Below are 12,775 nucleotides of genomic sequence, written 5' to 3' on the forward strand. Positions count from 1 at the left end.
CGTTCATTCACTAGCTTCGGTCATTTTTTTGACTAGATGAGTGTTAATTTTTGATTAGTCGTAAGTCAGCTCGTCTAAATTCTTGCTGTTTGATAGGCGTGAATTGGGTCTTTTCTTTAACCAATAGAGATAGCCAATAAATAGAAGGATGCAGACAACGAATAGAAATGCGCCAGGGATGAAACCGACTGGCAGATAACTTAAAGTAATCGTATGAGCGCCTTTTGGTACCTTAAAACTCACAAAGGCATTTTGAAAACCAGTGATGTCGACCTTTTTCCCATCGATTTTGGCGGTCCAGCCTTTATCATAAGGAATCGTAGTAAGTAGCGTCTGCTCCTCCGATACTGTTACCTTTCCCGTTGCAGTGCGTCCTTTGACTGTAAAATCGACGCCAGATTGTTTGACTTGGTCAATGGCTGCTTGATAGGCCAATGTATCTAAGCCTAAGACTTCAGGCTCAATGAAGCTAACAGCGGCGGTCCCATAGAAGCTAACGGTAAAGTCAAAAGTGGTTTGATTTTCATAGTAGCCAAGATCGTAATATTGGCCCGTGATATTCATCTGCGTTTTGTGACTGATGCCGTTAACTGTAACAGTTGCAGATGAGTTGTCTAATTGAGCAAAATCAGTTGGAAAGAGACTGATATAGGCCTGTGTATTGGCGGGCACCGTCACTTGCCAAGTGATATCTTTAGAAATATTTGGTTTCTCTTCTTTATAGGTGACACGATTACCTGACCGATCAATAATAGTATTTTTTTGTTCGACAATCGTGATTGGATAAAATTGGTAATAGCCCATGTTCAAACCAGAAATTCCGTTTAGGAGATTCGTTTGACTCGTTAAGTTATCTGTTTCAGGCTGCTTAATTTCTTGAATCGTGTTTGGTGTCAAGAAGCCTAATGGTAAGGCGTTTTTGTTTTCGTACAACTGATAAGAGCCAGATTGTCCTACTGAATTAAAACCATACGTATTGATATCTTCTTTAGAAAGAAGGTATTTGACACCTAAGAAGCTGTCCATAGCAACGGTATTATTCGGATAACGCAGATTCAGATTGGTTCCTCGCGAACGATAACCTAGTGTATTTAAATAAGTCGATGAATGGCGGTTTCTAATAGAAGAAAACATGCCAATCCCGTTATAGCCGTAGTTGAAGCTGTCATTGGCTGAAACACCATCGAGATTTTCTAGTCGATAGAAGGTTTTGTTTTCATCCTTCGTTTTATCAACGAGTTTTTTTATGTCAGGATAAGGCTGAGTGTATAAGTTTCTTGACGCATAATTCCAATCGTCCAAGATACCATGAACCATACCACTTGTGTTGATAACCGCTTCAGCACTCATCAAGACGAGTAACAAAATGGTCAACTTTTTCTTTGGAAACGAACCTAATTGATAGTATCCGATGGCCAGTAAGTAGACGAGTAAAAAAGCCACGGTTAAGGCGAATGAAACGAGGGTGGCATACGAATAATTCTCGGATCCTTTTGTCCCCCAGGCGATGCAGAAAACACCGATTAATACTAAAATGAGCGCACAAAGTGTTCCTAAATCTTCTCGTTTAAACTGCTCCCAACCATAACCGGCTAGGAAAATGACTAGAAAAGAAAAAAGAAACGCATAACGGAATAAGAACATGTTTGGTGCATGCATACCGTGCCAGAAAAGATTTAAAGGCACCAGATAGAAGCTAGCTGTAAGAAGGGCAAAAAGACTGATAAAGCCTAGTTTTTCCTTTAAAGGAATCTTCTTGGTGACAAAATACAAAAGACAGAAAACTAACGGCAATAAACCGATGTAGATAAATGGAATTGAACCGTATTTTGTTGTGTCGTACACGCTGACCATATTTTTAATGACAATATCAAAAAGGTTCGTGGCTTCTGTTTTTAGCTTAGTAATTTCGCTTAATTTTTCTCCATTTTCACGTAAGTCAACTAAAGCTGGTAAAATGATAATCATCGATGCACCACCCGCGAGTAAAGAAGTTACCCCGTATTGAAGGATGGAGCCTTTATATTGTTTCCAATGAGTCAACAAACGAACGCAGAAGTATAAAAATGAGAATAGTCCGACCATGAAGCCCATATAAAAGCTAGATAAAAAGAGCATCAAATAAGAAACAAAGAGTAATGTCGGCTTCTTTAAGTCCATCACGCGATGAATGCCTAAGATGATTAAAGGTAGGTAAACAAAGGCGTCTAGCCACATAATAATCTCAGAGTGCGCAATGGCAAAAGAAGACAAGGCATAGGCTACGGCTAAGGCTACATGACTCCAACGAGGAATCTTGAAGGTGTGTTTTGCTAAGAACCAAAAAGCTAACCCGCTACTGGCTACCTTTAATAAGGTCAGGACATATAAAGCGTCTGGCATCATCTGATTTGGAAAGAAAAAAACAAGAGCTGTGAAAAAACCACCTAGATAATAAGAAATCACGGAAAGGTAATTTAAACCTAAGGAACCATTCCATGTATAGAAAATACTTTGATCGCCTTTCAACATATTTCGAAAGCTGGCATGAAAATTTGAAAATTGGGAGAAGGCGTCACTGGCCAAAATGCTGCGACTGCTTCCAGGATAAATTCCGATAGTCAGATAGACAAAGGCCAAAATGAAAAAAGGAATAAAGAAACTAGCTAACATATAAGAACGATTAGCTTTGATAAATCGTTTAATAGTTGTCATAAAAGTCACCAAATTTCTAAAAAATTATTGATTTTAGTTTACCATATATTGATAGGAAAACCTCCAATTTTTGGAAAAATTAATAAAAAATCCCTATATATTAGGGATTCCATGTGTTTTTTTATGACGATAATAAATCTCAGATAATAAAAAATATTATCAGAATATTGACTTTTTTACTAAAAGACGGTATCTTTAAAACATAACAGCACATATTTATTTGCTTATTAGACATTTGTTTAGTAGGTGCACATAGGAGTATCATAAACGGTTAGTACCGGAATTGTATATTGTGGTCAGTGTACAATTCAGCAAGAGTCGAGTTTCTAGAAATAGAGAGTCGACTCTTGTTTTGTTTTCTAATTGAGAAAAGAAGCGATGTATCCTCAATCAGGAAGCTAGATTAGTTTGAAAGATGGTAGGAAGATTTATTATACAATATATAGTTTTTTTGGAGGGACTACCGTAAGACGATAAAATTGAAAGGAATTCTGAATGCAAGTTTATTTGTGAGTTTTTTAGACAATCAATGAAGAGTGTCTAAAAAAGTGAGAATGTGGGAATGTTTTTCAAAATTTTGGAGAGATAAGAAGTAGTGTATTAGCGCTTCTCTTGTTGTTTATTTTTGAGCGCAAAAAAAAACCGTTCTATTGAACGGTTCGAAAACATTTCATAATTCAAATATTAAACGCGCTCAACTTTTCCTGATTTCAAAGCACGAGCTGACACCCAAACTTTTTTAGGTGTTCCGTCGATCATAACACGAACTTTTTGTAGGTTCGGTTTAACAGTACGTTTAGTAGCGTTCATAGCGTGAGAACGATTGTTTCCGCTAGATGTTTTACGACCTGTAAAGTAACAAACTTTAGCCATTTTTAATTTCCTCCTTTGCCTTGATATTGGAGCGATAGTTTTCAGCTCATACTAAAACAATTTAACATAATTTGCCCGTATTTACAAGAGACTTTTTTTATAGACGATTGACATTATTACGCAAACATTGTAAATTAGACAAAGTCATGGTGGAAATCACCATTTTTTTGTTTTATTTAGTTGAATCAAAACCAAAAAAAATTGTTAATTTGAGAGGTAAGTAGGTGCTCGACCTTTTATTTACCGTTAGGCTATGATAAACTATTATAGTAGAAAATGGGTTAATAGACTCGTTAAGGAGGGTCATTTCAATGGCTGTAAAAATTAAAACGTCAGCTGGTACTATCGAAATTACAAATGAAGTGATTGCGACTGTCGTAGGCGGCGCAACAACTGATGTGTTTGGAATCGTTGGTATGGCAAGCAAAAATCAAATTAAAGATAATATTACTGAAATTTTACGTAGAGAAAATTATGCACGTGGCGTAGTGGTACGTCAAGAAGACAATGGAATCGCAGTGGATGTGTATACGATTGTTAGTTACGGAACAAAAATTTCTGAAGTGTCTCGCAATGTCCAAGAGAAAGTGAAATACAACTTAGAAACTTTACTCGGTGTTGCTGCTAACTCAGTTAATGTGTTTGTTCAAGGAGTACGTGTACTGCCAGACTAGGTGGCAGAAGGTCTGTTGAAAAACGGCAGGTCGATCTTAAGGAGGATTATTTAGGTGAATGTAACAGAAATTAGCGCAAGTCAGTTCCAAGAAATGGTGCAGGCTGGTGCGAATCGTTTGCAAACAAATGCAGAATATGTCAATTCTTTGAATGTTTTCCCTGTGCCAGATGGTGATACGGGTACAAATATGAACTTATCTATGACGAGTGGTGCGAAAGCTGTGGTTGATTCAACGTCAGATAAAGTGGGTGAATTAGCCAATGTTTTATCAAAAGGGCTTTTAATGGGCGCACGCGGTAATTCAGGAGTTATTCTTTCTCAATTATTCCGTGGCTTTTCAAAACAGATTCCGTCTGTAGTCTCGTTGAATGCACAGGATTTAGCGTCAGCGTTTATGCGTGGTGTGGAGACTGCCTACAAAGCGGTTATGAAGCCAGTTGAAGGGACTATTTTAACTGTGGCTCGTGAAGCCGCAAAAGCGGGAGAAAAAAAGGCGAAAGAATCAGATGACTGTGTGGAAGTAATGACCTCAGTTGTGACAGGTGCTAAACGCGCATTAGCGAAAACACCAGATCTTTTACCTGTACTTAAAGAAGTGGGGGTTGTTGATAGTGGTGGCCAAGGGCTGTTATTTATCTATGAGGGGTTTTTGAGTGTCTTAAATGGGGAATACCAATTAGATACAGTTTTTGAACCGTCACCAGCTGAGATGGATGATATGGTGAATGCCGAGCATCATCGTAGTGTTCAAGGTCAGCTTGCAACAGAAGATATCACATTTGGTTACTGTACAGAAATCATGGTGAAAATTGGCGAAGGCCCAACTGTTGATAGCAAGTTTGATTACGAAGAATTCCGTAACTACTTAGATAAATTGGGTGATTCTTTATTGGTCGTGAATGATGATGAGATTATCAAGGTTCACGTGCATACAGAACATCCAGGTGAAGTGATGAATTATGGTCAAAAATTTGGTTCTCTTGTAAAGGTTAAGGTGGATAACATGCGCCTTCAACACGAGACGATTTTGGAACATGATGGTGGCCAAACAAAAGCCGTAGCGAAAAAACCTCGTACACCTTATGGCATTATTGCGATTGCAGCAGGGAAGGGAATTCAAGAGTTGTTCTCAAGCTTAGGCGCAAGCTACGTGATTAGTGGCGGACAAACAATGAACCCGAGTACAGAGGATATCTTAAAAGCAATTGAAGAAGTGAATGCAGATCAAGTCATTATCTTGCCGAATAATAAAAATATCTTTATGGCAGCGGATCAAGCAGCAGAAGTGGCTGAGATTCCAGTAGCCGTTGTGCCATCAAAAACAATTTCTCAAGGGATGACAGCGATGTTAGCCTTTAACGATCAAGCTTCTTTAGAAGACAACAAAGAAGGCATGAAAGAAATGCTTGAAAGTGTAGTCAGTGGTCAAGTGACGAATGCGATTCGTAACACAACAATTGATGGTGTTGAGATTACAGAAGGCGACTTCCTAGGAATGATCGATGGTAAGATTGTGATTTCAAATCCTGATCGTTTTGAAACGTCATTGAAAACGTTAGAGCAAATGATTAACGAGGAGACAGAAATCGTAACAATCATTACAGGAGAAGAGGGTTCGGCTGAAGAAGCTGAAAAACTGAGCGAAGCTTTGAGTGAGAAATACGAAGAGTTAGAATTCGAGATTCACCAAGGGGACCAGCCGGTGTATCCTTATCTGTTTTCAGCTGAGTAAGAACGAAAAAGAGAGAGTATAGAAATAAACAGGTAGCTGGGATGTAAATCATCATTGATTTATGTTCTAGCTACTTTTCAAAGTGTTTGAAAGAAAGGAGGGACAGTCTGTGGGCAATTTGAATGATCCGGTGACGGTATTATCTGGCGTTGGCGAAAAAAGAGCGAGTAATTTGGCTGAGTTGGGCATTAAAACAGTTGTTGATTTGATGACCTATTATCCTTTTCGATATGAGGATATTCAAGAAAAAAATCTGACGGAAATTCAAGATCAAGAAAAAGTCACACTTAAAGGGTTGGTTGTCTCAGAGCCAGTTGTTAGTCGTTATGGCTACAAAAAAAGTCGATTACAGTTTCGGATGATGCAAGAGCACGCAGTCTTTAATGTCTCTTTTTTTAATCAGCCGTATTTAAAAGATAAAATTGTCCTGTCAGAAGAGGTGGCAGTCTACGGGAAATGGGATGCTAAAAGAAAAGCCTTAACAGGGATGAAAATTTTGGGTAGTAAAGCAACCGAAGAATTTGCGCCAATTTATCATGTCAGCAAATCTGTTCGTCAAACCACATTAATTGAATTAATCAAAGCGGCCTTTGCAGGGTATTTCCAACAGCTAGAAGAGAATTTACCAGAAGAGCTGCTAGAAAAATATCGGTTAATTGGTCGACAACAGGCCGTTTTTGCGATGCATTTTCCAAAAGATCAAGAAGAAAGTCGCCAAGCGAAACGACGTGTGATTTTTGAAGAGTTCTTTTTATTCCAAATGCAGATCCAAGGTTTAAAAAAAGCAGAAAAATCAGAAGCGCAAGGATTGTCTGTGTTATATGACGTTGAACGAGTGAAGCAGTTTACCCAAAAATTACCCTTTGAGCTAACGGAAGCTCAAAAGCGCGTAACCAATGAAATTTGTCGTGACTTGCGCAGTAAAAAACATATGCAGCGATTGTTACAAGGGGATGTTGGGAGTGGAAAAACGGTCGTTGCGGCGATTGCTTTATATGCGACAGCAACGGCGGGCTTTCAAGGGGCGTTAATGGTGCCTACTGAAATTTTAGCGCAACAGCATTTAGAAAGTTTAAATCAATTGTTTGACCCTTTAGAAATCCAGACCGCGTTATTAACAGGCTCAACTAAAGCGGCAGAACGCCGAGAAATTTTGGCGCAGCTTGCGAACGGCGAAATTGATGTGGTGATTGGAACCCATGCATTGATTCAGGATAATGTTGAATTTCACCGGTTAGGTTTGGTAATTACTGATGAACAACATCGGTTTGGAGTCAATCAACGAAAGGTATTGCGAGAAAAAGGGCTCAAGCCAGATGTCCTGTTTATGACAGCGACGCCAATTCCACGAACGCTTGCGATTACGGCGTACGGTGAGATGGATGTTTCAGTGATTGATGAATTACCAGCCGGCAGGATTCCTGTAGAGACGCGTTGGATTCGCCCACCTCAATTGGAGAGTATTCTTGAATGGGTGCGCAAAGAATTAAGGGTAGGACATCAAGTCTATGTCATTTGTCCTTTAATAGAAGAATCAGAAGCACTGGACGTAAAAAATGCGACAGAAATTTATGAACATTTGCAGCGGGTGTATTCACCAGACTATCAGGTTGGTCTTCTTCATGGGAAGATGAAAAACACCGAAAAAGATCGTATCATGGAATCATTCAAGGACCGAGCGCTACAAATTTTAGTGTCGACTACCGTGATTGAAGTGGGCGTAAACGTCCCCAATGCGACGGTCATGTTGATTATGGATGCGGATCGTTTTGGTTTGGCACAATTGCACCAGCTTCGAGGACGGGTGGGGCGTGGTGCGGATGCTTCTTATTGTATTTTGATTGCCAATCCCAAAAATGAGATGGGCGTACAGCGGATGAAAATTATGACAGAAACAAATAATGGTTTCATCTTAAGTGAAAAAGATTTAGAATTAAGAGGGCCTGGTGAAGTATTTGGATCACGTCAATCAGGAATTCCTCAGTTTTTAGTGGGTGACTTGGTGACAGATGGGAATATTTTGGAAGTTGCAAGAGAAGAAGCGAATGCTATTTGGAAAATTCCTAACTGGCAAGAAGTAAAGACCTATCGAGGACTGAGTCAATCAATCAAAATAGAAGATCCAGAAGGGCGTTATTTTGATTAGTAAGAAGATGTGTCTTGAGTTGAGAGGAGCGAACAGGTAATGAGAATTGCAGTAGATGCAATGGGTGGCGACAATGCCCCAAAAGCAATTGTTGAAGGCGTGATGTTAGCGCAACAGGATTTTCCTGACATTGAATTTATTTTATATGGAAAAGAAGCGGAAATAAAAAAATACGTAACAAACGAAAAAAATCTGACTATCGTACACACGGATGAGAAAATTGCTAGTGATGATGAGCCAGTTAAAGCGATTCGTCGCAAGAAAACAGCTTCTATGGTACTCGCAGCTCAAGCTGTAAAAAATGGCGAAGCGGATGCAATTTTTTCGGCAGGAAATACAGGCGCATTGTTAGCAGCTGGTTTATTCATCGTTGGTCGAATTAAAAATATCGAACGCCCAGGCTTGATGTCAACATTGCCTGTGATTGGGAACCCTGATGGTGGGTTTGATATTTTAGACTTAGGAGCGAATGCAGATAATAAGCCTGAGCATTTGGTTCAATATGCGGTGTTAGGTTCATTTTATGCGCAAAAGGTTCGCAAGATTCAACAGCCAAAAGTTGGGCTTTTGAATAACGGGACGGAAGAGACAAAAGGGAGCGAATTAACGAAAAAGGCCTTTGAATTATTAAAAGAAGAAGAGAGTATCCATTTTATTGGGAATGTCGAAGCACGTGATTTGTTGAGCGGTGCGGCTGATGTTGTGGTGACAGACGGATTTACGGGGAATGCCGTATTAAAGTCAATTGAAGGCACGGCGATGAATATGATGAACTTGTTAAAATCTTCTATTCTAGCAGAAGGTGTTAAAGGTAAGTTGGGCGCCCTTTTATTGAAGGATGCGTTGCGTGGCATGAAGCATGAGATGGATTATTCCAAACATGGAGGTGCAGTGTTGTTTGGCTTGAAGGCACCGGTTGTTAAAACACATGGATCAACAGGTCCTGAGGCTGTTCGTTATACCATTCGCCAAATTCATACCATGCTAGAAACCGATGTGGTTGGACAGCTAGTTGCCCACTTTGAAGAAGAGGTCGCAACTGAAGCAGTTGAGTAAATCATTGACTAACAAATAAGTAACTTTTTTAGAAATCAAAATGAAATTATTCTGTAACAAATTTGAAAAAATACTGGACAAATTTGTTGATTCTGAGTAAAATGTACTATGGCTTGGCTATTAACAAGGTGTTGTCAAAAGCAGTGGAGGTGAATGCAATTGACTCGTGAAGAAGTTTTTGCTAAAGTAGCGAATATTATCTCGAACCATTTTGATATGGATGCAGACAAAGTAAATGATCAACTAAGTATTAAAGATGATTTGAACGCTGATTCGATCAGCATTATGGAATTTGTTTTAGAGCTTGAAGATGAATTTGGGACTGAAATCTCAGATGAAGATGCTGAAAAAATTGAAACAGTTGGTGGAGCAGTAGAATATATCCTTTCTCATCAAGGATAAAAAACAACGATTTATTAGAGATATCTAATGAATCGTTGTTTTTTTTTATCCTACGTTAAATTTAAATAGATTTTTCTGACAATTTGACGGTTTTAGAGGGATTTAACCTTGCATTCTTAAGGTGATTTCTATATAATTGTTAAGAAACTATTATATTATGTTAAGAGAAAGATTTGTAACTGTCAAAGAACGTAAAATGTTCACTCTTTTTCATATATATAAAACAAACTTCAATAGCAGTGAAGGGTAAAAAAGAGAGGGGTATTCGATTGTCAAATGATAATCAATTATTAGACGTACAAAACCTGCATACTAGCTTCCGAATTAAAGACGATTTTTACGACGCAGTAGACGACGTGTCTTTTGTCCTCGAGAAAAATGAAATTCTAGCTATAGTAGGTGAGTCAGGCTGTGGGAAAAGTACACTAGCCACTACAATTATGGGCTTACATGATCCAAACAATACAAAAATTACTGGAGAAATCTTATACAACGATTTGAATTTATCAAATTTGAATGAGACGTTGTACAATAAGATTCGAGGGAATGATATTGGAATGATTTTTCAGGATCCATTGTCTGCCTTAAATCCCTTAATGAGAATTGAAGACCAGATTAAAGAAGGCCTTTCTTATCATACAAAGATGACCGCTGACGAACGTCAAGCGCGTGCCTTAGAATTATTAGACCAAGTAGGAATTCCTAATCCTGCTCGTGTGGGTCGTCAATATCCCCATGAGCTATCAGGTGGGATGCGCCAACGGGTAATTATTGCGATTGCCATTGCTTGTAAGCCACCAATTATTATCGCCGATGAGCCAACAACTGCTTTGGACGTGACAATTCAAGCTCAGATTCTTGATTTATTAAAAGATTTGCAAAAAGAAACAGAAACGGGAATTATCTTAATTACCCATGACTTGGGCGTCGTAGCTGAGATGGCTGACCGTGTGGCGGTAATGTACGCAGGTCAATTCGTTGAAGTAGCTTCTGTGGAAGAATTATTTTCTAACCCACAACATCCTTATACACGTTCATTATTAAACTCGATTCCTCAAGAAGACAATCATGATAGTGAGCTACACGTAATTGAAGGAGTGGTTCCTTCATTAAAGAATATGATTCGTACAGGGTGTCGTTTTGCTCCACGAATTCCTTGGATTCCAGAAAGCGATCATGAAGAAAATCCAAGCTTACATGAAGTAGCACCAGATCACTTGGTTCGTTGCACTTGTTATAAGCATTTTCATTTTAGAGACGAAGAAGGAGAAGTGTAAATGTCAGAACTCATTCAAATAAAAGACCTAAAAGTACACTATCCAATTCGTAGCGGTTTTTTGAATCGCGTAACAGATTATGTATTGGCCGTGGATGGTGTCGATTTTACGATTGAAAAAGGAAAAACTTACGGCCTAGTTGGTGAATCTGGTTCCGGAAAATCAACAACCGGAAAAGCGATTGTTGGTTTGGAAAAAGTGACTTCAGGAGAGATACTTTATCAAGGTAAAGATATTACTAAACGTAGTAACAGAAAACAAATGGACTATAATAAGGACGTTCAAATGATTTTTCAGGATGCGATGTCTAGTTTAAACCCTAAAAAACGTGTGATCGATATTATCGCTGAGCCGATTCGTAACTTTGAACGATTAAGCGATCAAGAAGAAAAGAAAAAAATCAAAGGCTTGTTAGATATTGTTGGAATGCCAGAAGATGCTTTATATAAGTATCCACATGAATTTTCAGGTGGTCAACGTCAACGTCTAGGAGTTGCCCGCGCAGTAGCAACAAGTCCTAAATTAATTGTGGCGGACGAACCGGTATCGGCACTTGATTTGTCTGTTCAAGCACAAGTCTTGAACTTCATGAAACGTATTCAAGAAGAGTATGGATTAAGTTATTTATTCATTTCTCATGACTTAGGGGTCGTGAAACATATGTGTGATAATATCGCTATTATGACAAAAGGTCGTTTTGTGGAGATTGGTTCTCGTACAGATATTTATGATGATCCTCGTCATATTTATACGAAACGTTTATTATCCGCTATTCCAAGGATAGATGTCGAAAATCGTGACGCCCATAAACAAAACCGCCGTCGTGTAGAAGAAGAGTATGTTACTCATCAAAAAGACTATTACGACAATAACGGTCGTGTATACGACTTGAGAAAAATTACAGATACACATCAAGTCGCATTAAAAGATGGGGGTGCTCAATAATGTGGAAAACAATTTTACGACGGATAATGTTAATGATTCCCCAAATAATTATTCTTAGTGTTTTAATATTTTTATTAGCACAAGCAATGCCTGGAGACCCATTTACCGGACTAATTAACCCGAACCAAGATCCTAAAGTAATCGAAGCGATGAGAGAATCAGCTGGATTAAATGATCCTTGGTACACACAATATTTTAGATGGATTGGTAATGCACTACAAGGAGACTTTGGACAGAGCTTTTTATACAAACGTCCAGTAGCTGATTTGATTGGCGAGCGTGTAGTAAACACACTGTATCTATCCATTTTAACGGTTATCTTCACTTATATCATTGCGATTCCACTAGGGATGTTAGCGGGACGTTACCAAAACTCAATTCTTGATAAAGCTGTGGTTATCTACAACTTCTTCAGTTTTGCAGTGCCAACGTTTATCTTTGGCTTAATCACATTGTTCTTCTTCGGCTACCGATTGGGCTGGTTCCCGACAAGTGGCTCTCAAACAATTGGTTTAACAGGCGGCTTTTTTGTTGAAGTACTAGATAAACTGAAATATATTATGTTACCAGCATTGACGCAAGCCTTCTTAGCAACGGCTGTTACCATTCAATATTTACGAAGCGAAGTCATTGATTCAAAATCTTTGGACTTTGTTCGAACGGCTCGCTCAAAAGGGGTACCAACCTCAAAAGTGTTTAGTCGTCATATTTTCCGAAATGCTGCATTACCGATGGCTTCGCAAATGGGGTATGAAATTACTTCGTTAATTGCCGGTTCTGTAGTTATTGAAAAAATATTTGGCTATCCTGGAGTGGGGAAACTATTTATTGATAGTATTGCTCAACGAGATTATACAGTAATCACTTCGCTAGTTCTGATTTTAGGGATAGCGACTCTTGTCGGAACTTTACTTTCCGATATTATTATGAGTATCGTTGATCCACGAATTCGTATTCAGTAAATGATGACTTCC

General features: G+C 38.7%; 10 protein-coding genes. 8 read left to right on the plus strand and 2 right to left on the minus strand.

Going from position 1 to position 12,775, the window contains the following annotated elements:
- Nucleotides 1-54: 54 nt before the first annotated feature.
- Together IGI37_RS01820 and rpmB are read right to left on the minus strand one after the other, a co-directional pair.
- Complete coding sequence (locus tag IGI37_RS01820) at nt 55-2,694, minus strand: YfhO family protein (protein WP_438759694.1); 2,640 nt, start codon at nt 2,692-2,694, stop codon at nt 55-57.
- Nucleotides 2,695-3,378: 684 nt separating this feature from the next.
- A complete protein-coding gene (rpmB, locus tag IGI37_RS01825; protein WP_161841834.1) occupies nt 3,379-3,567 on the minus strand; it encodes a 50S ribosomal protein L28 in 189 nt (62 codons plus the stop codon).
- 311 nt (nt 3,568-3,878) lie between these two features.
- On the opposite strand from rpmB, the gene IGI37_RS01830 reads away from it, so the two are divergent.
- The 8 genes from IGI37_RS01830 (at nt 3,879) to opp4B (ending at nt 12,763) form a co-directional block, all read left to right on the plus strand.
- Complete coding sequence (locus tag IGI37_RS01830; RefSeq protein WP_438759695.1) at nt 3,879-4,241, plus strand: Asp23/Gls24 family envelope stress response protein; 363 nt, start codon at nt 3,879-3,881, stop codon at nt 4,239-4,241.
- Between the two features lie 54 nt (nt 4,242-4,295).
- Nucleotides 4,296-5,975 (plus strand): DAK2 domain-containing protein, encoded by a 1,680-nt coding sequence (locus IGI37_RS01835; protein WP_438759696.1) that lies wholly within the window; start codon nt 4,296-4,298, stop codon nt 5,973-5,975.
- A 109-nt stretch (nt 5,976-6,084) separates the two neighbouring features.
- Nucleotides 6,085-8,121 (plus strand): ATP-dependent DNA helicase RecG, encoded by a 2,037-nt coding sequence (gene recG / locus IGI37_RS01840; protein ID WP_438759697.1) that lies wholly within the window; start codon nt 6,085-6,087, stop codon nt 8,119-8,121.
- 39 nt (nt 8,122-8,160) lie between these two features.
- Nucleotides 8,161-9,177 carry a phosphate acyltransferase PlsX gene (plsX, locus tag IGI37_RS01845; protein WP_438759698.1) on the plus strand — a complete coding sequence of 339 codons (1,017 nt, stop codon included), beginning with the start codon at nt 8,161-8,163 and terminating at the stop codon, nt 9,175-9,177.
- 159 nt (nt 9,178-9,336) lie between these two features.
- Entirely contained in the window at nt 9,337-9,579 is a 243-nt protein-coding gene (gene acpP, locus IGI37_RS01850; protein ID WP_438759699.1) for an acyl carrier protein, read from the plus strand.
- 269 nt (nt 9,580-9,848) lie between these two features.
- Nucleotides 9,849-10,856: an ABC transporter ATP-binding protein gene (locus tag IGI37_RS01855; RefSeq protein WP_438759700.1), complete on the plus strand. Its 1,008-nt coding sequence runs from the start codon at nt 9,849-9,851 to the stop codon at nt 10,854-10,856.
- Entirely contained in the window at nt 10,857-11,801 is a 945-nt protein-coding gene (locus IGI37_RS01860) for an ABC transporter ATP-binding protein (RefSeq protein ID WP_438759701.1), read from the plus strand.
- Nucleotides 11,801-12,763: an oligopeptide ABC transporter permease gene (opp4B, locus tag IGI37_RS01865; RefSeq protein ID WP_438759702.1), complete on the plus strand. Its 963-nt coding sequence runs from the start codon at nt 11,801-11,803 to the stop codon at nt 12,761-12,763. Before IGI37_RS01860 ends, opp4B begins: the two co-directional genes overlap by 1 nt.
- Nucleotides 12,764-12,775: the final 12 nt, after the last annotated feature.

The organism is Enterococcus sp. AZ194 (assembly GCF_051713825.1).
In the GTDB taxonomy this organism is placed as follows: domain Bacteria; phylum Bacillota; class Bacilli; order Lactobacillales; family Enterococcaceae; genus Enterococcus_K.

Bases quoted from the DNA above. Each gene is read 5' to 3' on its own strand.
- IGI37_RS01820 (WP_438759694.1), bottom strand. From the start codon at position 2,694: ATGACAACTATTAAACGATTTATCAAAGCTAATCGTTCTTATATGTTA.
- rpmB (WP_161841834.1), bottom strand. From the start codon at position 3,567: ATGGCTAAAGTTTGTTACTTTACAGGTCGTAAAACATCTAGCGGAAAC.
- IGI37_RS01830 (WP_438759695.1), top strand. From the start codon at position 3,879: ATGGCTGTAAAAATTAAAACGTCAGCTGGTACTATCGAAATTACAAAT.
- plsX (WP_438759698.1), top strand. From the start codon at position 8,161: ATGAGAATTGCAGTAGATGCAATGGGTGGCGACAATGCCCCAAAAGCA.
- IGI37_RS01860 (WP_438759701.1), top strand. From the start codon at position 10,857: ATGTCAGAACTCATTCAAATAAAAGACCTAAAAGTACACTATCCAATT.
- opp4B (WP_438759702.1), top strand. From the start codon at position 11,801: ATGTGGAAAACAATTTTACGACGGATAATGTTAATGATTCCCCAAATA.